11 protein-coding genes and 1 tRNA gene are annotated in these 21,837 nt (G+C 69.6%); 9 read left to right on the top strand and 3 right to left on the bottom strand.

Annotated features, from left to right (window positions below; translation table 11 throughout):
• The first annotated feature begins 71 nt into the window (after positions 1–71).
• The 5 genes from AB4Z09_RS17755 to AB4Z09_RS17735 all read left to right on the top strand — a co-directional run bounded on the left by AB4Z09_RS17755 (position 72) and on the right by AB4Z09_RS17735 (position 7,120).
• Positions 72–1,331 carry an ammonium transporter gene (locus tag AB4Z09_RS17755; RefSeq protein ID WP_442240318.1) on the top strand — a complete coding sequence of 420 codons (1,260 nt, stop codon included), beginning with the start codon at positions 72–74 and terminating at the stop codon, positions 1,329–1,331.
• Between the two features lie 58 nt (positions 1,332–1,389).
• Positions 1,390–1,728: a P-II family nitrogen regulator gene (locus tag AB4Z09_RS17750; protein ID WP_114724063.1), complete on the top strand. Its 339-nt coding sequence runs from the start codon at positions 1,390–1,392 to the stop codon at positions 1,726–1,728.
• Positions 1,718–4,255 carry a [protein-PII] uridylyltransferase gene (locus AB4Z09_RS17745; protein ID WP_442240312.1) on the top strand — a complete coding sequence of 846 codons (2,538 nt, stop codon included), beginning with the start codon at positions 1,718–1,720 and terminating at the stop codon, positions 4,253–4,255. Before AB4Z09_RS17750 ends, AB4Z09_RS17745 begins: the two co-directional genes overlap by 11 nt.
• 190 nt (positions 4,256–4,445) lie before the next feature.
• Positions 4,446–6,026 (top strand): signal recognition particle protein, encoded by a 1,581-nt coding sequence (gene ffh, locus AB4Z09_RS17740; protein WP_442240311.1) that lies wholly within the window; start codon positions 4,446–4,448, stop codon positions 6,024–6,026.
• Between the two features lie 8 nt (positions 6,027–6,034).
• Entirely contained in the window at positions 6,035–7,120 is a 1,086-nt protein-coding gene (locus AB4Z09_RS17735; protein WP_442240310.1) for an amidohydrolase family protein, read from the top strand.
• Positions 7,121–7,215: 95 nt separating this feature from the next.
• Here AB4Z09_RS17735 and AB4Z09_RS17730 read toward each other — a convergent pair whose 3' ends face one another.
• Positions 7,216–8,298: an ester cyclase gene (locus tag AB4Z09_RS17730; RefSeq protein ID WP_442240309.1), complete on the bottom strand. Its 1,083-nt coding sequence runs from the start codon at positions 8,296–8,298 to the stop codon at positions 7,216–7,218.
• Positions 8,299–8,661: 363 nt separating this feature from the next.
• Here AB4Z09_RS17730 and AB4Z09_RS17725 point away from each other — a divergent pair, with 363 nt between their 5' ends.
• A complete protein-coding gene (locus AB4Z09_RS17725; protein WP_442240308.1) occupies positions 8,662–9,405 on the top strand; it encodes a TetR/AcrR family transcriptional regulator in 744 nt (247 codons plus the stop codon).
• A complete protein-coding gene (locus tag AB4Z09_RS17720) occupies positions 9,402–10,667 on the top strand; it encodes a glycosyltransferase (protein WP_442240307.1) in 1,266 nt (421 codons plus the stop codon). Before AB4Z09_RS17725 ends, AB4Z09_RS17720 begins: the two co-directional genes overlap by 4 nt.
• 68 nt (positions 10,668–10,735) lie before the next feature.
• Here AB4Z09_RS17720 and AB4Z09_RS17715 read toward each other — a convergent pair.
• Positions 10,736–10,817, bottom strand: a tRNA-Leu gene (locus AB4Z09_RS17715).
• Positions 10,818–10,895: 78 nt separating this feature from the next.
• Positions 10,896–11,603 carry a hypothetical protein gene (locus tag AB4Z09_RS17710; RefSeq protein WP_442240306.1) on the bottom strand — a complete coding sequence of 236 codons (708 nt, stop codon included), beginning with the start codon at positions 11,601–11,603 and terminating at the stop codon, positions 10,896–10,898.
• Between the two features lie 446 nt (positions 11,604–12,049).
• Here AB4Z09_RS17710 and AB4Z09_RS17705 point away from each other — a divergent pair, with 446 nt between their 5' ends.
• Positions 12,050–21,364: a fatty acid synthase subunit beta domain-containing protein gene (locus AB4Z09_RS17705; RefSeq protein ID WP_442240305.1), complete on the top strand. Its 9,315-nt coding sequence runs from the start codon at positions 12,050–12,052 to the stop codon at positions 21,362–21,364.
• Positions 21,364–21,765 (top strand): holo-ACP synthase AcpS, encoded by a 402-nt coding sequence (gene acpS, locus AB4Z09_RS17700; protein WP_114724071.1) that lies wholly within the window; start codon positions 21,364–21,366, stop codon positions 21,763–21,765. Before AB4Z09_RS17705 ends, acpS begins: the two co-directional genes overlap by 1 nt.
• The last annotated feature ends 72 nt before the right edge of the window (positions 21,766–21,837 follow it).

Raw genomic sequence — 21,837 nt, 5'->3', positions numbered from 1 at the left:
GCCCGGCGCGCGAGAGGGAGGTTCTAGTGAGTCCCGAGGAAGTGTTGGCGAGCTCCGGCAACGCCGCATGGATGCTGATGGCCGCGTCGCTGGTGCTGTTGATGACACCCGGCGTCGCGTTATTCTACGGCGGGATGTCGCGGTCCAAATCGGTCCTGAACATGATGATGATGTCGTTCGGGTCCATGGCCGTGATCGGCGTCATCTACGTGCTGTGGGGCTGGTCGATGTCCTACGGGACCGAGGACATCGGCGGGGTCTTCGCGAACCCGTTCGAGTTCTTCGGCCTGAAGGACAGCATCACCGACGCCGACGGCAACTTCATCGCCGGCGCATGGGGTTACCCGAATGTCATCGATATCGCGTTCCAGGTGACGTTCGCGATCATCACCACCGCGCTCATCAGCGGCGCACTGGCCGAGCGCGTCAAGTTCGGCACGTGGATGGCGTTCTCCGCGATCTGGGTGACGGTGGTCTACTTCCCGCTGGCACACATGGTGTGGGGCGGCGGGCTGCTCTCCGGCTCCGAGAACGGACTGGCCGCCAAGATCTTCGGAACCATGGACGACGGTGAGGGCGGTCTGGTCGCGCAGGTCGCACCGATCGACTTCGCCGGCGGCACCGTGGTCCACATCAACGCCGGCATGGCCGCATTCGTGCTCGCGGTCATCGTCGGCAAGCGGATCGGCTTCGGCAAGACCGCGTTCCGTCCGCACAACCTGCCGCTCGTGATGCTCGGCGCCGCGCTGCTGTGGTTCGGCTGGTTCGGATTCAACGCCGGTTCGGCCTTCGCCGCCGACGGTGCTGCCGGTCTCGCCTGGGTCAACACCACCTCGGCCACCGCGGCCGCGATCCTCGGCTGGCTCGCCACCGAGCGGATCCGCGACGGCAAGGCGACGAGCCTGGGTGCGGCATCGGGCGCCGTGGCCGGTCTGGTCGCGATCACGCCGGCGGCAGGTTCTCTGAGCCCGGTCGGTTCGCTCGTGCTCGGCGCCATCGCCGGCATCCTGTCCGCCCTCGCGGTGGGCCTGAAGTACAAGTTCGGCTACGACGACTCGCTCGACGTCGTCGGTGTCCACCTGGTCTCCGGCCTGTGGGGCACGGTCGCGATCGGATTCTTCGCGACCAAGACCGGGCTCTTCTACGGCGGCGACTACAAGCAGCTGGTGATCCAGATCGTGATCGCCGCCTGTGCGCTGACCTTCACCGCAGTTCTCACCGCGGTCATCGCCTTCGCACTCAAGCCCCTCGGATGGCGGGTGTCGAAGGAGAAGGAAGCACGCGGAATCGACGAGGGTGAGCACGCAGAAACTGCATACGACTTCGCCTGACGCGATACTGAAGGAAAGTGAACATCGGGCACATGAGACTTTTCGAAGGGATACAGAGATGAAGCTGATCACGGCGATTGTCAAACCGTTCACACTCGAGGACGTCAAGACCGGCCTCGAACAGGCAGGTGTGCTCGGGATGACGGTCAGCGAGGTGCAGGGCTACGGGCGGCAGAAGGGCCATACGGAGGTCTACCGCGGAGCTGAGTACTCGGTCGACTTCGTGCCCAAGGTTCGCGTCGAGGTGGTCGTCGACGACGCCGCGGTCGACAAGGTCGTCGAGGTCATCGTCGAGGCCTCCCGCACCGGCAAGATCGGTGACGGCAAGGTCTGGGTCACACCGGTCGAATCGGTTGTCCGAGTGCGAACCGGGGAACGAGGTTCGGATGCGCTCTGACCCTCACGGGTCCGGATTCGACGGCCCTGATCCCGTCGCCGCCACGGCGGCCGGGTCGGGGCCGTCCGCGTCTCGCGGTGCGGAGTCGGGACATCCGGACGAGGCCCGGGACCTTGCCCGGGCGCGGGAACAATTGCTGACGGGCGGTTCCCGTCACCACCGTCTCGACGCCCCCTCGCTGCGCCACGCCCTGGTCGATCTGCACGAATTCTGGCTCACCACAAAAGGAAACGAACTGGGCATCCGCCCGGACTCGGGGTTCGCGATCGTCGCGGTCGGCGGACTGGGGCGCCGCGAGATGCTGCCCTACTCCGACCTGGACCTCATCCTGCTGCACGACGACGTCGACCCCGCGGTGGTCTCGCAGGTCGCCGACCAGTTGTGGTATCCGCTGTGGGACGCGCACATCAAGCTCGATCACAGTGTGCGAACCGTCCCGCAGGCCCTGCAGGTCGCGACAGCCGACCTGACCGCGACGCTCGGCATGCTCGAGGCCCGCCACATCGCCGGCGACGTCGAGCTGAGCCACCTGCTCATCGGTGGCGTTCGGCGACAGTGGCGCACCGGGATTCGTTCGCGCTTCGACGAACTCGTCGAGCAGTCGCGTTCCCGGTGGGCGCGCAGCGGCGAGATCGCGCACCGCGCCGAGCCGGATCTCAAGAACGGACGCGGCGGACTGCGGGACGTCCAGTTGCTCAACGCACTGTCGATCGCGCAGCTCACCGACGGGATGCCCGGTCTCGGGCCGGACGCGCCGGGTGGCGGGCTGGCGCTCGCACACCGGCGCCTGCTCGACGTGCGCACCGAACTGCACCGGGTTGCGGGCCGCTCGCGGGATCAGTTGCGGGCGCAGGACGCCGACGAGATCGGTGCGGCGCTGCGCATCGGCGATCGGTTCGATCTGGCCCGCACGCTCAGCGACTGCGCCAGAACCATCAGCTATTCGGTGGATGTCGGGCTGCGGACGGCGAACAATTCGCTTCCGCGGCGCGGTCTTTCGAAGCTCCGTGGGATTCCCGTGCGACGGCCGATCGACGAGGGCGTCGTCGAGCATGCCGGCGAGGTGGTGCTGGCGCGTGACGCGCGGCCCAAGCGGGACCCCGGCCTGGTGGTGCGGGTCGCGGCCGCGTCGGCGTCGACCGGGATGCCCATCTCCGCGTCGACGCTGAGTCGGCTCTCCGACAGCGCCCCCGAACTGCGGGAGCCGTGGCCCAAGGGCGCACTCGGCGACCTACTGGTGCTGTTGGGGTCGGGCACGCGGGCGATCCCGACGATCGAGGCCCTGGACCGGACCGGGCTGTGGGGACGGCTGCTGCCGGAATGGGGCGCGGTGCGCGACCTGCCGCCGCGCGACGCCGTCCACACGTGGACCGTCGACCGGCACCTGGTGGAGACCGTCGCGCAGGCGGGCGCGCTCACTACCCGTGTCGCGCGCCCCGACCTGCTGATGCTCGGCGCGCTGCTGCACGACATCGGCAAGGGGCGCGGCGGCGACCACAGCGAGGTCGGGGCCGAACTGGCCACGCAGATCGGGACCCGGCTGGGGCTGTGGCCGTCGGACATCGGGCTGCTGACCGCGATGGTGCGGCACCATCTGCTGCTGGCGCAGACGGCTACCCGCCGGGACCTGGACGATCCGGGGACCGTGCAGATGGTGGTGGACAAGCTGGGCGGCGACCCGGTGCTGCTCGAGCTGCTCCACGCGCTCGCCGAGGCCGACTCGTTGGCGACCGGACCGGGTGTGTGGGGCGACTGGAAGTCGTCCCTGATCGGTGAGCTGGTGCGGCGCTGCCGCCTCGCGATGGCGGGGGAGAAGCTGCCGGTGCCGGATCCGATCGATCCTGCGCTGATCGGCCTGGCGGCCCGCGGCGGGGTGCATGTGTCCCTCCATCCCGGGTCTGCCGCGCACACGTTCGTGGTCACCGTCGTCGCGCCCGACACGCCCGGACTGCTGTCCCACGAGGCGGGCGTGCTGGCCCTCAACTCGCTGCGTGTGCTGTCGGCGTCGCTGGGCAGCCACGGCACCTCGGCGATCAACTCGTTCGTCGTCGCGCCGCGGTTCGGGGCCCCGCCCCAGGCCGGCCTGCTGCGGCAGGAGCTGATCCGGGCGATGGCGGGGGAGGTGGACGTCCTCGAGCAACTGGACGCGCGGGAGCTGGAGTCGCGCGGGACGCAGCCGCTCGAGGATCGGACCGCGGCGGCCGTTCCGGTGCAGTACGCGCAGGCTCCGCCTCGGGTGATCTGGTTCGAAACCGAGGGAGCCGACGAATCGGGTCAGGTGATCGTGGAACTGCGTGCGGAGGACCGGTTGGGCCTGCTCAGCCGGTTGGCCCGGGTACTCGAGCGAAACGGCGCCGACGTGCGCTGGGCGCGGGTGAGCACGCTGGGCTCGTCGGTGGTGGACGCGTTCTGTATCCGGCTGTCGGAGTCCGACACCAGGGCCGGGCGCGAGCGGCTCGAGCGTGCGATCCTGTCCGTCGTCCCGGCGCCGGAACCCGAGAAGGAGCCGGACTCCGAGTCCACCTGAGCCCGGCGCGGTCGACATCGGGCGGTTGCTGCGGTGCGCTCTCGGGCGTTGTCGCAGGAACCGCCCGCGGCGCCGTTCGCCGGTTCATCGGTGCCGGGTACAGGGTTGCCGCGCGGTCCGACCGCGTCGAGCGGTTACCCTGGTTGCGAGAATATTCACGGCCTTCTCTCAGAGCTCAGGAGCGCACTCGGTGTTCGAATCCCTTTCCGACAGGTTGACCGGAGCCCTCAAGGATCTGCGTGGCAAGGGTCGACTCTCCGGAGCCGACATCGACGCCACGTGCCGCGAGATCCGTCTCGCACTCCTCGAGGCTGACGTCGCGCTGCCCGTCGTCCGCTCCTTCATCGCCAAGATCAAGGAACGCGCGAAGGGCGCTGAGGTCTCCGGCGCGCTCAACCCGGCGCAGCAGGTCGTCAAGATCGTCAACGAGGAACTCGTCGGCATCCTGGGCGGCGAGACGCGTCGTCTGCAGTTCGCGAAGACGCCGCCGACGGTGATCATGCTGGCCGGTCTGCAGGGTTCCGGTAAGACCACCCTCGCCGGCAAGCTCGCGAAGTGGCTCAAGGACCAGGGCCACACCCCGCTGCTCGTCGCGTGTGACCTCCAGCGTCCCGGCGCCGTCAGCCAGCTGCGGATCGTTGGTGAGCGCGCGGGTGCCGCGGTGTTCGCGCCGCATCCCGGCACGTCGATCGGTGGTGGCGACAACGCGCTCGGTGTCTCGGCCGCCGACCCCGTCGAGGTCGCCAAGGCCGGTGTCGAGGAAGCCCGCAACAAGCAGTACGACGTCGTGATCGTCGATACCGCCGGACGTCTCGGCATCGATGCGGACCTGATGGCGCAGGCCGCCGGGATCCGCGACGCCGTCCAGCCCGACGAGACGATCTTCGTGCTCGACTCGATGATCGGTCAGGACGCGGTCAGCACCGCCGAGGCGTTCCGTGAGGGCGTCGGTTTCACCGGCGTCGTGCTCACCAAGCTCGACGGCGACGCCCGCGGCGGCGCCGCGCTGAGCGTCCGCGAGGTCACCGGCGAGCCGATTCTGTTCGCGTCGACCGGCGAGAAACTCGAAGACTTCGACGTCTTCCACCCGGACCGTATGGCCAGCCGCATTCTCGGCATGGGCGACGTGCTCAGCCTCATCGAGCAGGCCGAGCAGGTGTTCGATGCGCAGCAGGCTGAGGAGACCGCGCACAAGATCGGCTCCGGCCAGCTGACGCTCGAGGACTTCCTCGACCAGATGATGGCCGTGCGCAAGATGGGCCCCATCGGCAACCTGCTGGGCATGCTGCCCGGCGCGGGGCAGATGAAGGACGCGCTCGCCAACGTCGACGAGAAGCAGCTCGACCGGATCCAGGCGATCATCCGAGGCATGACCCCGGAGGAGCGCGAGAACCCGAAGATCATCAACGGTTCGCGTCGACTGCGGATCGCGAACGGCTCGGGCGTCAAGGTCTCCGACGTCAATCAGCTCGTCGAGCGCTTCTTCGAGGCCCGCAAGATGATGGCCGCGATGGCCGGACGCATGGGCATGCCCGGTGCGCGCAAGCAGATGAAGGGCAAGAAGGGGAAGAAGGGCAAGAAGGGCGGCAAGGGCCCGACGCAGCCCAAGATCCGGGGTGGTTTCCCGGGCGGCTTCCCCGCCGGAATGCCGGGCATGGGTGGCATGCCCGCCGGCATGCCGGACCTGTCGAACATGCCCAAGGGTCTCGACCAGTTGCCGCCGGGACTCGAGGGCATCGATCTGTCGCAGCTCAAGCTCCCCAAGAAGTAGGCACATCCGTGAGCTCGTTCCACCTGCGGGGCACCGGACTGCCCGACGAGCAACCGTTCGACCTGTGGGTGCGCGACGGTGTGTTCTCGGCCGAGCCGGTGCCCGGCGCGCGGACGCTGTGCACGGACGGCTGGATCCTGCCGGGTCTCGTCGACGCGCACTGCCACGTCGGGATCCGGTACGGCGGCGGTGCGGAGGACCTGGACGGTGCGCTGGCACAGGCCCGCACCGAGCGTGACGCCGGCGTCCTGCTGATCCGCGACGCCGGATCGCCGGTGGACACACGCTCGCTCGACGACGTCGCGGGGCTGCCGCGGATCATCCGCGCCGGACGGCACATCGCCGCCCCGAAGCGGTACATCCGCGGGCTGCCGGTGGATCTCGAGGACGAGTCCCAGTTGCCCGACGAGGTGGTGCGGCAGGCTCGCGCCGGTGACGGCTGGGTCAAGCTCGTGGGCGACTGGATCGACCGCGAGGTCGGTGACCTGGCACCGCTGTGGAGCGACGGCATCCTCGTCGACGCGATCGAGGCGGCGCACCGCGAGGGCGCCCGGGTCACCGCCCACGTGTTCGGCGAAGACGCGCTGCCCGGTCTGATCAACGCCGGGATCGACTGCATCGAGCACGGCACCGGCCTGACCGACACCACCATCGCGATGATGGTCGAACGCGGCACCGCGCTGGTGCCGACGCTGATCAACATCGACAACTTCCCGGAGATCGCCGACGGCGCGACGCGATTCCCCGTATACGCCGCGCACATGCGCGACCTGTACGCGCGGGTGAACGACACCATCGGTGCCGCCCGCGATGCCGGCATCGCGATCTACGCGGGCACCGACGCCGGCGGACACGTGAAGCACGGGCGGATCGCCGACGAGGTCGCCTCGCTCGGCAAGGTCGGCATGACGCCCACCGAGGCTCTCGGCGCCGCGTGCTGGAATGCGCAGACGTGGCTCGGCGGTGGCGGACTCGAGCCGGGCGCCCCGGCCGATCTCATTGTGTACGAAAAGGATCCGCGCACCGGGCCGCAAGTTCTCGCGGAGCCGTCGCTCGTGATGGTCGGGGGACAGGTCGTCACGACGCGGGGCTGACCCCGATTCTGTTGGCGGAGCCGGCCGATGAGGTCGGCGGGCCCCGCGTCCGACGAGCGGTCGTCGCATGCCCTGTGCCGGTGTCGCGGAGCTTCTCAGCACTGAATACGCCTGCGGCAACGGCGCTGGGTGTGCGACACCATGTCGGCGACGTCGCTCCGGTGGGCGGTGGTCGCGTCGACTCGGCCGAGTTGCTTCATCAGCGAGAACAGGTTGGCTACACCCCAGTGCTCGACGATCCGGCCGTTGTGCACCCGCATCGCGTCGACCGTCTCGAAATGGATCTCGCGGCCGGTCGGTGCCACACCGAGGAACACTCCCCGGTGGGTGCCGTGATACGTCTTGTGCGTCGTCACGAGGTCGCCGTCCACCGCCTGCCAATGGATCTCGGGGTGGAAGTCCGGAAACGCCGCCCGTAGTGACTGGTAGAGCAGTCTCGTGCCCGCCTTGTCCGGGGTGGTGCCGGGTTGCGGGGTGTGGTCGACGTAGTCGTCCGCGAACAGTTCGTCGAACACCGCGTAATCGCCACCGCCCTGCACCTCCTCGGTGTTCCGGCGGACCACGGCCTTGGCGGCCTCGCCGTCGGGCCCGGCCGCGGAATCGCCGTTCCGAATCTTCGCTGCCGGAACGGAATCCATCGCGTGCCGCCCGTTCGGCGTCGATGCGCGGCGGGCGATGCTTGCCGCGAGGCCGGGCGTCTCGCGCCGGTTGTGGTCGGCCGCGGCGGCGTTGACGGTGCCGGCGGCGTCCTCGTAGGTGATGCCGTGCCCGTCGAGGAACGCGAAGTAGTCGCCGGTCGGCGTAAGCACGACGCGGTTGGTGATGGTGCAGCGTCCGTCGTCGGTGGCCTCCGCGCGCAGTTCCCACGTGGCCTGGACGGTCGTGCGTCCGTCGGGGGTGACGGCGTCGGACGTGGACACCATCCGGCAGTGGTGTGGCGCGACTACCTCACCGATGTAGTGGTGGATCAGCAGTGTCTTGCCGATCTGCTCCACGCCGATGGACATCGGCCTACCGTCCGCCCCGGTGCCGACGCCCACCGTGACGTGGTCCGGGGGGCAACATTGCTGGAACTCCGCTTCGGGAAGCGTGAACAGCCATTCGGCGATGTCGACCTTGTCTGCCTGCACATCGATGATGTGGATGAAGGTCGAGTCGGAGAGCGTTCGAGTGGACATCCCGGCCTCCCGTCGTGGTGGAGAGCTGCCTCGGTGGACCGCCGCGCCGTGCATGGGACGGGCGGTGAGAACCGACGCTAGTCGGGAGGGGGGTGCTCATGGACCCGGATCCGCAGATGTTTGCAACACAGACACTCGCGATGTGCCCGACCGGTGTGGTGTGCGAGCGAGGATGCGAACTGGTCGGTACTCCTCGCGCTGACTCTCCTCGCGCCGGAGGACGCGTAGGCGCGTTCTGCCGGTTCGTTCCGCCGCTGTCTCGTTCCGTTGTCACCCGGTAAGGGGCGTCGCTATCGGCGGAGCTCGTCGTCGCGTGACACTCGGGCCCGGAACTCTATCTGCGTCCATAGGACGCTATTGTGGATGTCTGAGCAATCTTTACCGGAGGGGTGCATGACTGAACCGGGCTTGGCGCTCTCGCGACTCTGGGGCACTCCTTCGGTGCTCCGCCCGGGTCCGAAGCCGAGGCTGTCGCTCACCGAAATTGTCGATGCCTCGATCACGCTCGCCCGGACCGACGGGTTGGCGGCGGTCACGATGGCGCGCGTGGCCGAAACCGCACTGTGCGCGAAGATGGCGTTGTACCGCCACGTCAGCGACCGGGACGATCTACTTTCCGCCATGCTCGACCGAGCACTCGGTGAACCACCGCAGCTGAACGGCTCTTGGCGAGAACGGTTTACGGCACTGTGGGATGCCCTGCTCGGTATCTATGCGTCCGACCCTTGGCTACTCGAACTGCCGACGGACGTGAACGGCGTGACTCCGCAGAATCTCGCGTGGATCGACAGGGCACTGAGCCTGTTCGATGAGAGTCTGCTTCCATCGAGTGAGCGCTTGAGCACGGTGCTGCTGATAACCGAGAACATCCGGTTCGAGGCTCGCCGACGAAAGGCAGCGGGCGATCCTGTCGATGATCTTGATTTTCTGCTGGAATCCGCCGTGAGTGCAGGCCGGCGGTTGTCCGGCGAGCGGTACCCCCATCTCGCTGGACTGTCTCGGACTGGAAGCGACGGGGAACCAGCATCCCTGTCGAGCGCTCGGCACGTTCGTGACCTCATGTTTCGATCCGTCGCTGCGTACTTCCCGGAAGGGCAGGAGGGATGAGCGGTACCCGGCGCCTGCGGGTCCTGTTCGCGCCGGAAACGTTCAATCTCGGCGAGACCTCCCGTGCGGTCGAGGTCGCGAAGGAGATACGGGCCGGCGGGCATGACGTGCTCTTCATGGGATACTCGCGACGCTTCGCCGGTTACGTCCGGGAGGCCGGGCTCGCGCTCGAGCTTCTCGACCCTGAACTGAGCGAACGGGAAGCGGAGCAGCTCATCGCGGTGGATCAGGGGCGCGCGCTGCGGCACCCGTTCACCGACTCCATGGTGCGAACGCGGGTTGCGAGTGAACTCGCGTTGATCGAACGGTGGCGGCCCGATTGCATCGTGATCGGCACCACGCTGACGCTGTTCATCTCGGCGAGGGCGGCGCGGGTTCCTCTCGTGTATGTCCGTCCCTATGCGATGAGCCATGGTCACCTGACCCGGATGACCATGTTCCCGCTGACGGCCGGCCAGGGTGCGGTGGCCGCTGACGTGAACCGTGCAGCCGCATGGTTCTTGCGCCAGGCCGCTACCAAGGCCCGGTGGAAACCTGGCTCCTTCCGCCGCGTTGCCGCCGAGCATGCCGTCCACCTGCCCGAGCGCACGCTGGCAGCGCTCGACGCAGACCTCAATCTGATCGCGTCATTGTTTCCGTTCGCCGACCAGCGGCCCCTCGCGGCCCGGGAGATCGCGGTCGGCCCCCTCTTCGCTCAGAGTGCTGGCGAGCTTCCGCATCGCGTAGCGTCTCTTGCGGAAAGGAAGCGACCCGCCGTGTACATCGGTATGGGGTCGTCCGCGGGACGACGACTCGTGCTCGAGGTGCTGAAACAGCTCTCCCGGATGGACATCGACATCGTGTCGAGCGCGGGGCGATACGTCACCGAGGACGACTGCGCGGCCCTCCCCGAAAACGTGCAGGTGTACGACTTCCTGCCCGCGCACCTGCTGGCGGGGATGATCGACGCCTCGATCATTCACGGTGGCGAGGGCACCGTGCAGACCGCCTGCGCATCCGGAGCGCCCTTCGCGGGGATCGGCCTGCAGTCGGAACAGCGAATCAACCTCGACGAGTGCGCCCGGTACGGCAACGCCCTCCGGTTCACCCCGCGGGACATCCGTCGCGGAAGACTGCCCCATATCGTGGAGCGCCTGCTGCACGACGAGAGTCTCCGGCACGCCGCCCGTACGGTGCAGCCGCTGGCGCAGCCAGTCGGCGCCGTGAACAGTGCTGCAGCGATCCTCGACCTCGCCCGCAGGGGCATGCATGAGAGCCACTGACGAACAGGCAATGACACCCGACCCGAGATTCATGAAACCGAGTCGGGGGTCATTTCGTTTGATTTGAGTGCGCGAGGGGGGACTTGAACCCCCACGTCCTGAGACACTGGAACCTAAATCCAGCGCGTCTGCCAATTCCGCCACTCGCGCGAGCGCTTGTCAGACTACGCCACCGTCGACCGGTCTCCATCGTCAGGACCGGCCGACGGTCGGCGTACGGCTGTTCGTCTACGCGGACAACGGCTTCGGTGCCCGCCTGCCGGCCTGTGCCCGCTGGTGCCGCCATACCGCGTTCAGCAGCGCTGCCGGATCGAGGTCGGCCGTCTCCGCGGCGCCGGCCAGCAACTCCAGGGCATGGGACTCGGTGACCGGTTGCGCCGATCCGGTTGCCTCCGTGACGAACATGCACAGAGCCTCGAGCGTTCGAGGGCCGATGAGCCCGAGGCGCAACACGAACGTCTCCCATGCTGTGGTGCCGAGTCCGGGGATGGCGGTGATGACGGACCAGGCGCCCCGCCCGTCGGCCAGTTTCCGGGAGGTGTCGATGCCGGCGTGCGCGAGGCCTACGGCGGCGAGAGCGGTCGCCTCGGCCTTGGTGGTGTAGTTGCCCGGAACGCGTTGCCGGTTGCCCAGGATCTCGGCGAGTCGGTCCGGGGTGTCGGCGAAGTCCGCCAGCGCGCTGATGTCGTCGAGTCGCGTGCTGCGATGACAGCGCCAGTTCTCGATCACGCGTCGGACACCGGTGCGCGGTGTGCCGTACGTTGCCCGTGCCGAGAAGACGGCGTCGAGCAGGGCGGCCTCGGCCTCCTCCGGCCAGGCCGGCGGCCACTGCGACCGCTCGCTCGGCAGTGTCGCGGCGATGTGTTCGACGAGTGCATCGACGAATGCATCATCTACGAATGCATCGGCGAGTCCGTGAACCTCCGGTGTATCCATGTTCCCCCCTGGTGTTCGGTTGTCCGGGCGGACGCTATCCGGGCATCCCGACAGACTCCGACGCGACCGCGACCCCCGATTTCGAACCGACCGCACGTTCGAGGCCCGCCGTCAAGGAGGTCACGAATTGATAACAATCAACGTGAGGGTTCCCTCAGGTTTGTGGACGTCCATGCATGGCCTGTGACCCGCAGTTACACGGTCTACTGGCGGGTCACTTTCGCGCGATCCTGTGCGCAATGTCACTTGATACTCGCTGGTAGGGAAGGGGGTCGGTGGCAAACGTGAGGCTTCCCTCATGATTTTGTGCCAACCTTGACGCGCCCGGATTCGCTGGATTTCGAAGCGTGTTCGAGGGGTGCCGCGACATCGCCGCGACAGCTCTGCCGAGGGCGGCCGACCACGACCTACCTCCCGTCAGGGAACCAGGAGAGGACTTAACTTCAGTGACGATCGACGACACTGCAGGAAACGGACGAACCTCGAGGGAGAGCAGCCAGTTCGGATCGGATCGGGGTTCTGCCCGGTCCTCCGCGCAGGGTCCGCTCGTGGACCGGTTGCGGGCAGGCGAGCCGTACGCACTGGCTTTCGGTGGCCAGGGCGCGCCGTGGCTGAGCGCCCTCGCGGAGCTCGCACGTGACAGCGGCCTGGAGCCGACGCTCACCGAGCTGGTGAACGAGGCTGCCGCGCTCCTCGCGCCGGTCGCGCAGGACCTTCTGGTGGTTCGCCCGGTCGGTTTCGATCCGATCGCGTGGATCCTCGAGCAGGAACTCGCGGACGATGAAGACACTGCCGGCGCGCCCGCCGGCCCGTCCGCGGCCGCACTCACCTCCGCCGCAGTGTCGCTGCCCGGCGTCTTCCTGACCCAGCTCGCGGCGCTGCGTGCGCTGCAGCAGCAGGGCCTCGATCCGGCGGAGACAGCCCCGGTCGCGACGATCGGCCACTCGCAGGGCCTCATCGCTGCCGCCGCCGTGGAGGGTGGCGGTGCCGCTGATGGTGCGCTGCTCGCCACCGCCCAGCTCATCGGCGCCGGAGCCGGTCTCGTCGGCCGTCGCCGCGGCATCATCGCCACCGCCGACCGCGCGCCGATGCTGGCCGTCTCGAACGTCGACCCCGATCGTCTCGAGGCAATCGTCGCCGAGCTCGCCGAGGGCCAGGAGCCTGAGCGCGCCGCCGTCATGGCGATCCGTAACGGCCGCCGTCGTGTCGTGCTGTCCGGTCCGCCGGCCCAGCTGGCCCGCGTGCAGCAGCGCTGCGAGCAGATCGCGGCCGACGAGACCCGCGCCCGTGACGCCAAGACTCGCGGCGGCGCCGTGTTCTCGCCGGTCTTCGAGTCGCTGTCCGTCGAGGTCGGCTTCCATCACCCGGCCCTGAACGAGGCCGTCGACATCATCGGTGGCTGGGCCACCCGCTGCGGCCTCGACGCCGAGCAGGTGCGCGCCCTCGCGCAGGCCGTGCTGGTCGATCCGGTCGACTGGGTCGACGCGGTCGACGGCGCCGTCGAGTCCGGTGCCGCGTGGATCCTGGACCTGGGCCCCGGCGACCTGCTCACCCGCATGACCTCTGCGGGCCTGCGCGGCCACGGCGTCGGCATCATCGCCGCGTCCACCCGCGGCGGTCACCGCAACCTGCTCACTCCGGGCGCCGCACCCGAGGTACCGCGCGCGTGGACCGAGTTCGCGCCCAAAGCAGTTCAGCTGCCGGACGGCCGCGTCGCCGTCGAGACCGCGTTCACCAAGCTCACCGGTCGCTCGCCGATTCTGCTCGCCGGCATGACCCCCACGACGGTCGATCCGAAGATCGTCGCCGCCGCGGCCAACGCCGGTCACTGGGCCGAGCTCGCCGGCGGCGGCCAGGTCACGGAGCAGATCTTCGCCGACCACGTCGAGGAACTGAAGGGCCTGCTCGAGCCGGGGCGCGCCGTGCAGTTCAACTCGATGTTCCTGGATCCGTACCTGTGGAAGCTGCACGTGGGCGGCAAGCGCCTCGTGCCGCGCGCCCGGGCCGCGGGCGCCCCGTTCGACGGCGTCGTCGTCACCGCAGGCATCCCCGAGCTCGAGGAAGCCGTCTCGATCATCGAGGAGCTCACCGAGGCCGGCTTCAGCTACGTTGCGTTCAAGCCGGGCACCGTCGCGCAGATCCGTTCGGTGATCCGTATCGCCAACGAGGTCCCGACGTACCCCGTCATCGTCCACATCGAGGGCGGCCGCGCCGGTGGTCACCACTCGTGGGAGGACCTCGACGACCTGCTGCTCGACACCTACGCCGAGCTGCGCACCCGGGAGAACCTGGTGCTCTGCGTCGGCGGCGGCATCGGAACCCCGGAGCGGGCCGCCGACTACCTGACCGGCCGTTGGTCCACCGAATACGGCTTCCCGGCAATGCCTCTCGACGGCATCCTCGTCGGCACCGCCGCGATGGCAGCCCTCGAGGCCACCACCTCGCCCGAGGTCAAGCAGCTGCTGGTCGACACCCCCGGCACCCCCGACTGGGTCGGTGCGGGCACCGCCGAGGGCGGCATGGCCTCCGGCCGCAGCCAGCTCGGCGCCGACATCCACGAGATCGACAACGCCGCATCGCGCACCGGTCGTCTGCTCGACGAGGTCGCCGGTGACGCCGAGGCCGTCGCTGCCCGCCGCGACGAGATCATCGCCGCGCTGGACGTGACCGCCAAGCCGTACTTCGGCGACGTCGCGGCCATGACCTACCAGCAGTGGCTGCGCCGCTACCTCGAGCTCGCCGTCGGCGTCGACTCCCCGCAGGCGTTCGACTGCGGCGGCGACGTGCAGGACGCGATCGCGGAGGCCACGCAGTCGGTGTGGCTGGACGTCTCGTGGCGTGCCCGTTTCGGTGAGATGCTCCAGCGTGCCGAGGCCCGCCTGCACCGCAACGACCGCGGACCGATCGAGACCCTGTTCGCGGATTCGGCCACGCTCGACCAGCCGTTCGCCGCGCTGTGCGCGCTCGAGGCCGCATACCCGGACTACGCCACCACGGTGCTGCACCCGGCCGATGTCCCGTTCTTCACCGCGCTGTGCAAGACGCCCGGTAAGCCCGTCAACTTCGTGCCCGTCGTCGACGGCGACGTCCGTCGCTGGTGGCGCTCGGACTCGCTGTGGCAGGCTCACGATCCGCGTTACGGCGCCGACCAGGTGTGCGTCATCCCCGGCACCGTCGCGGTCGCCGGCATCACCCGCGTCGACGAGCCGGTGGGCGATCTGCTCGACCGCTTCGAGAAGGCCACGGCCGACGAGCTCGTCGCGACCGGTGTCACCCCGGCCCAGGTCGCGGGTCGTCGCCACGGTGGCTTCGGCACGGGTCTGCTCGACGCCGTCCTCACCGCGCCCGACGTGCTGTGGGCCGCGCGCCTGACGCAGAACCCGGTCCGTCGCCTCGGCGAGGTCGCCGAGTGGACCATCGAGTCCGACACCGTCGCGAGCCACGACAAGACCGGCGCCCGCCTGGTCGTCGCCGGCGCCGAGCACGTTGACCTCACGGTCCCGCTCGCGCTGGGCAAGGCCGTCGAGATCCGGATCACCGTCCCGGCCGCGGTCCGCGACGGCGGTGCCCCGGTCGTCACCGAGGCCGACGCCGAGGCGTCGATGTCCGCACTGCTCGGCGTCGCTGCCGGACAGGAGCTTCCGGCGGTCAAGGGTGGTGTCGCGCACATCAACCTCGCGTGGACCCCGGACCTGGTCGCCGACCACGCCGGTGTCACCGGCGTCGGCCTGCCGGAGACCGTGAGCACCAGCGGCAATGCGGTGCCCGACGTCGTCGTCGGCGCCTGCTGGCCGGCCGTGTTCGCCGCTCTGGGTGCCGCGACCACCACGGCGGGCGTCCACGTCATCGAGGGCATGCTCGACCTGGTCCACCTCGACCACGCCGTGCACCTGGTGGGTGAACTGCCCACGGAGACCAGCATTCTCGTGGTCCGTGCCGAGGCCGGCGAGATCGTCGACACCGACATGGGTCGCGTCGTCGAGGTCCGCGTCGAGGTCGGCGCGATGCTCGGCGAGGGCCTCGACGCCCCGGCCGTCGCGACGCTCACCGAGCGCTTCGCGATCCGCGGTCGCACCGGCAAGGGTGAGCTGGCCGATCCGGCCCGCGCCGGCGGTTCGCTCGGCGACGACGTCGCCGAGACCCCGCGTCGCCGTCGCCGCGACCTGAAGATGGTGGCGCCGCGGAACATGGCGGCGTTCGCCCGCGTCTCCGGTGACCACAACCCGATCCACACGTCCGACGCGGCCGCACTGCTGGCCGGGCTCGGCAGCCCGATCGTGCACGGCATGTGGCTGTCCGCCGCGGCACAGCAGGCCGTCACCGCCGTCGATCCGCAGTCGAAGACTCCGGCTCGTCGTCTCACCGCGTGGACCGCCCGCTTCCTCGGGATGGTCCGTCCCGGCGCCGAGATCGACGTCCGCGTCGACCGTGTCGCGACCGACCGCGGTGCCGAGATCGTCGAGGTGGGCTGCCGTGTCGACGGCGACCTGGTGATGGTCGCCACCGGCCGCACCGCCACGCCGAAGACGGTGTACGCGTTCCCCGGTCAGGGCATCCAGCGCCCGGGCATGGGCCTCGACGCCCGCGCCCGCAGCAAGGCCGCCCGCGAGGTGTGGGAGCGCGCCGACAAGCACACCCGTGAGGCCCTCGGCTTCTCGATCCTGGCCGTGGTCCGTGACAACCCGACGCTGGTCAAGGCGCGGGGCGTCGAGCATCGCCACCCGGACGGCGTGCTGCACCTGACCCAGTTCACGCAGGTCGCGATGGCCACCCTCGGCGTGGCCCAGGTCGCGGAGCTGCGCGAATCCGGTGCCTACGTGGAGGGTTCGTACCTGGCCGGCCACTCGGTCGGTGAGTACAACGCGCTCGCCGCGGTCGCCGGTGTGCTGCCGCTCGAGGCGCTGCTCGAGGTCGTGTTCCAGCGCGGTTCGGCGATGCACGAGCTGGTCCCGCGCGACGCGGCCGGCCGCAGCGACTACCGCATGGCCGCGATCCGTCCGTCGCAGATCGGTGTCGCCGACGACGAGCTGCAGGCCTTCGTCGGAGGCGTCGCGGACGCGACGGGTGAATTCCTGCAGATCGTGAACCTCAACCTGAAGGGTTCGCAGTACGCGATCGCCGGCACGGTCAACGGTCTCGCCGCGCTCGAGCGTGAGATCGACATCCGCCGTGAGGCTTTCGGCGGCAAGCGCGCGTTCATCGTGGTGCCCGGCATCGACGTGCCGTTCCACTCGACCGTGCTGCGGGGCGGTGTCGACGACTTCCGCGCCAAGCTCGACGAGCTGCTGCCGCAGGACATCGATCCGTCGGTGCTGATCGGCCGCTACATCCCGAACCTGGTGCCGAAGCTGTTCAACCTGGGCCGCGACTTCGTCCAGGAGATCGCCGACCTGGTGCCGTCGCAGCAGTTGCAGGCCGTGCTCGCCGACTTCGACAGCTGGAGCGAGCGCCCCGTCGCGCTGACCCGCGTCATCCTCGTCGAGCTGCTGGCCTGGCAGTTCGCGAGCCCGGTCCGCTGGATCGAGACGCAGGACCTGCTGTTCACCGACGAGGCCGACGGCGGCCTCGGGGTGGAGCGGTTCGTCGAGATCGGTCTGGGTGCCACCCCGACCGTCGCGAACCTCGCGTCGCAGACGATGAAGCTGCCCGAGCATGCGAACAGCACGGTCGAGGTCCTCAACATCGAGCGTGAGGCGTCCGTCGTCTACAGCACCGATGTCGACCCGGCGCCGGTGGAGGATGACGAGCCCATCGAAAGTGCCGCTCCCGCAGCGGCAGCCGCTCCGGCTGTCGCCGCGCCCGCCGCGGCCCCGGCCGCGCCGGCCGGTGGTCCGCGCCCGGACGACATCGCGTTCAAGGCCGCCGACGCCACCAAGGTGCTCATCGCCCTGTGGACCAAGCTGCGCCCGGACCAGATCGGTCCCGCCGACACCATCGAGGCGCTGTGCGACGGCGTGTCCTCGCGCCGCAACCAGCTGCTCGTCGACCTCGGCGCCGAGCTGTCGCTCGGCGCGATCGACGGCGCCGCGGATGCCGACATGGGCTCGCTCGCAGTGACGGTCGACCGCCTGGCGCGCACCTACAAGCCGTTCGGCCCGGTGCTGTCCGACTCGATCAACGATCACCTGCGGAAGGTGTTCGGCCCGTCCGGTCGCCGCCCCGCCGCGATCGCGGACCGCGTCAAGAAGGTCTGGGAGCTCGGCGACGGCTGGGCCCACCACGTGACCGCCGAGGTCGCACTCGGCACCCGTGACGGCTCCAGCGTCCGCGGTGGCGCGATGGGCGGCTTGCACGAGGGTGCGATCGCCGACGGCGCAGCGGTCGACGCGCTCGTCGACGCGGCCGTGCAGTCGGTCGCCTCGCGACGCGGTCTCGCAGTTTCCTTGCCGGCCGCCGGTGGCGGTGCAGGCGGAACCGTCGACGCTGCCGCGCTCGGCGAGTTCACCGAGCACATCACCGGTCGCAACGGCGTTCTCGCCTCTGCTGCCCGTCTGGTGCTCGAGCAGCTCGGCTTCAGCGACGCGGCGGCGGCCGCGGTCGCAACCGAGGACACCGCGCTCGTCGACCTCGTGTCGGCCGAGCTGGGTTCGGACTGGCCGCGCCTGGTCGCCCCCGCGTTCGACGCCAAGAAGGCCGTCCTGATCGACGACCGCTGGGCCACCGCTCGCGAGGACCTGGCCCGTGCCTGGATCGGCGAGACCGAGCTGACCGTCGAGCGTTTCGACGGTGCCGGTGCTGCCGTGGCTGCCCACGCCCAGTGGTGGCAGCAGCGCGCCACCGACGGCGGCCGCACCACGCTCGCCGAGATCTACGGCCGCATCGCGCAGGTCGCGATCGCCCCGATCGACGAGGCCGGCCAGTGGTCCGGTGAGATCGCGGTCGTCACCGGTGCGAGCAAGGGCTCGATCGCCTCTTCGGTGGCGGGCAAGCTGCTCGGCGGCGGTGCGACGGTGGTCGTGACCACTTCGCGCCTCGACGACGCGCGGCTGGGCTTCTACCGGAAGCTCTACGCCGACAACGCCCGCGCCGGTGCCGCCCTGTGGGTGGTCCCCGCGAACATGGCGTCTTACGCGGACGTCGACGCGCTCATCGACTGGGTCGGCACGGTCCAGACGGAGACCGCGGGTGGCGCGAAGAAGCTGATCAAGGAGGCGATGACTCCGACGATGCTGTTCCCGTTCGCCGCACCTCGCGTGGCCGGTGAGCTCTCCGACGCCGGCGCCCGCGCCGAGATGGAGATGCGGGTCCTGCTGTGGTCGGTGGAGCGACTGATCGGCGGTCTGTCGAAGATCGGCTACGACAGCGACGTCGACACCCACCTGCACGTGGTGCTGCCCGGTTCCCCGAACCGCGGCCTGTTCGGCGGCGACGGCGCGTACGGCGAGTCGAAGGCCGCGCTCGACGCGGTCGTCGGACGCTGGTCGGCCGAGCGCACGTGGGCCGAGCGGGTCACGATCGTCCACGCGCTGATCGGGTGGGTGCGCGGCACCGGCCTGATGGGCGGCAACGACCCGATGGTCGAGGCCGTCGAGGCCAAGGGCGTGCGCACCTGGTCCACCGACGAGATGGCCACCGAACTGCTGGGCTCGTGCACGGCGGACGTCCGGCGTGCTGCTGCGGATGCACCGCGTGTGGTCGACCTGACCGGCGGACTCGCCGAGGTCGACCTGGATCTGCCCGCGCTGGCGAAGGAGGCCGCCGAGGCGGCCGAGAACGCCGGCAAGAAGGCCGACGAGGCCGGTGTCGACGCGAATTCCATTGCGGCGCTGCCTGCTCCGCCGCGTGCGGTCGAACTGCCGGCCGTCGGGTCCTGGCCCGAGCTGGACGTCGATCCTGCCGATCTGGTCGTGATCGTCGGCGCCGGTGAGCTCGGCCCGTACGGTTCGTCCCGGACCCGCTTCGAGATGGAGGTCGACGAGCAGCTCTCGGCGGCCGGCGTACTCGAGCTGGCATGGAACACCGGCCTGGTGACGTGGGAGAACGATCCCGTCGCCGGCTGGTACGACGCCGAGACCGGAGACCTGGTGCCGGAGGCGGAGATCGCCGACCGCTACCACGACGCCGTCGTCGAGCGGTGCGGTATCCGCACCTACGGTGACGAGGGCGCGATGGTCGACAACACGGCGCCGCTGCTGACGTCGGTGTTCATCGACAAGGACCTGTCGTTCGTGGTCGGCTCCGAGGCCGAGGCCCGGGCGTTCGTCGACTCCGATCCGGAGAACACGACCGCCGCGGTCGACGCGGAGAGCGGCGACTGGACCGTCACCCGCAAGGCCGGCACCGAGATCCGCGTGCCGCGCAAGGCGAAGCTGACCCGCACGGTCGGCGGCCAGATCCCGACCGGGTTCGACGTCACCAAGTGGGGCATCCCCGCCGACATGGCCGGATCCGTGGACCGTGTGGGCCTGTGGAACATCGTCTCGACCGTCGACGCGTTCCTCACCGGCGGCTTCACCCCGTCCGAACTGCTCCGTTGGGTGCACCCGGCGTTCGTCGCCAACACCCAGGGCACCGGTATGGGCGGCATGACGTCGATGCGCTCGCTGTACATCGACACGCTGCTCGGTGAGTCCCGCGCGAACGACATCCTGCAGGAAGCCCTGCCGAATGTGATTGCGGCGCATGTCGTCCAGTCGTACGTCGGTGGCTACGGCGCGATGGTGCATCCGGTTGCGGCGTGCGCCACGGCTGCGGTCTCCGTCGAGGAGGGCGTCGACAAGATCCGGCTCGGCAAGGCCAAGCTGGTCGTCTCCGGTGGCTTCGACGACCTCGGTATCGAGGGCATCATCGGCTTCGGTGACATGTCGGCGACCGCGAAGTCGGACGAGATGACCGCCAAGGGCATCAGCGATCGTCGCTTCTCGCGGGCCAACGACCGCCGTCGCGGCGGATTCGTCGAGTCGGCCGGTGGCGGCACGATCCTGCTGGCCCGGGGCGACCTGGCCCTGGAGATGGGCCTGCCGGTCCTCGGTGTGGTCGCGTGGGCGGGTTCGTTCGCCGACGGTGTCCACACGTCGATCCCGGCCCCCGGCATCGGTGCCCTCGGCGCCGGACGCGGGGGACAGGACTCGCAGCTCGCGCTGTCGCTCAATGCGCTCGGTGTCACCGCCGACGACATCTCGGTGGTCTCCAAGCACGACACCTCGACCGCGGCGAACGACCCGAACGAGGCCGAACTGCACGAGCGTCTGGCCGCGGCCCTGGGCCGCAGCGAGGGTGCCCCGCTGTTCGTGATCTCGCAGAAGACCCTCACCGGTCACGCCAAGGGTGGTGCGGCGGCGTTCCAGCTGATCGGCCTGTGCCAGGTCCTCGGCCAGGGCGTCATCCCGCCGAACCGCAGCCTCGACTGCGTCGACGACAAGATGGCGGAGTTCTCGCACCTGGTGTGGCCGCGGACCCCGCTGCGCTTCGGCGACCAGTTCGCGCTCAAGGCCGGCCTGCTGACCAGCCTCGGCTTCGGTCACGTGTCGGGCCTGATCGCGGTGGTTCACCCGCAGGCGTTCGTCGAGTCGATCCCGGCGGACCAGCGCGAGGCCTACCTGGCGCAGGCACAGCAGCGCACCGTCGACGGTCAGCGCCGTCTGGCCGCGGCGATGTGCGGTGGCGACAGCCTGTACGAGCGTCCGGCGGACCGTCGCTTCGGCGGGGACTCGGTGCCCGCCAAGGCATCCCGGCAGCTCGAGGCCGACATGCTCCTCGCCGAGGATGCGCGCCTGGGCAGCGATCACGTGTACCGCCTCGGGAATCCGGGGTGCCAGTGATGGCCATTCTCGGAATCGGCTTCGACGTCGTCACGATCTCGGAGTTCGAGGAGCAGCTGAAGCGTCCCGGTACGGCGATGAAGTCGAGCTTCCGTCCGGGGGAGCGGCGCTACTGCGAGGCCAAGAGTGAACCGGCCCGGCACTACGCGGTGCGCTGGGCGGCGAAGGAGGCCGTGATCAAGGCGTGGGCGGCCTCCCGGTTCGCCCGGCCGCCGGCCGTCGGCGACAACGCCTACGTGCAGGTCGAGGTCGTCAACGACGCCTGGGGGCGCCCGACGATCAAGCTGCACGACGAGGCCGCGCAGTTCCTGCCGTCCGCGAAGATCCACCTGTCGCTCACCCACGACGGGGACGTGGCGGGAGCGATGGTCGTGATCGAGGAGCCGGACCCGATCGCCTGACCGGACCCGGACGAACGAGACCGGCCGACGGAGAAATCCGTCGGCCGGTCTCGTCGTTTCTGCCGGACCGCG

Source organism: Rhodococcus sp. TAF43, from assembly GCF_052113525.1.
Taxonomy (GTDB): Bacteria; Actinomycetota; Actinomycetes; order Mycobacteriales; family Mycobacteriaceae; genus Prescottella.
The sequence above is the reverse complement of the archived record's forward strand: the minus strand, read 5'-3'. Positions and strand labels throughout refer to the sequence as shown.

Excerpts from the sequence above, each read along its gene's own strand:
- AB4Z09_RS17755 (WP_442240318.1), top strand. The coding sequence starts at position 72 with ATGCTGATGGCCGCGTCGCTGGTGCTGTTGATGACACCCGGCGTCGCG.
- AB4Z09_RS17750 (WP_114724063.1), top strand. The coding sequence starts at position 1,390 with ATGAAGCTGATCACGGCGATTGTCAAACCGTTCACACTCGAGGACGTC.
- AB4Z09_RS17745 (WP_442240312.1), top strand. The coding sequence starts at position 1,718 with ATGCGCTCTGACCCTCACGGGTCCGGATTCGACGGCCCTGATCCCGTC.
- AB4Z09_RS17730 (WP_442240309.1), bottom strand. The coding sequence starts at position 8,298 with ATGTCCACTCGAACGCTCTCCGACTCGACCTTCATCCACATCATCGAT.
- AB4Z09_RS17725 (WP_442240308.1), top strand. The coding sequence starts at position 8,662 with ATGTCTGAGCAATCTTTACCGGAGGGGTGCATGACTGAACCGGGCTTG.
- AB4Z09_RS17720 (WP_442240307.1), top strand. The coding sequence starts at position 9,402 with ATGAGCGGTACCCGGCGCCTGCGGGTCCTGTTCGCGCCGGAAACGTTC.
- AB4Z09_RS17710 (WP_442240306.1), bottom strand. The coding sequence starts at position 11,603 with ATGGATACACCGGAGGTTCACGGACTCGCCGATGCATTCGTAGATGAT.
- acpS (WP_114724071.1), top strand. The coding sequence starts at position 21,364 with ATGGCCATTCTCGGAATCGGCTTCGACGTCGTCACGATCTCGGAGTTC.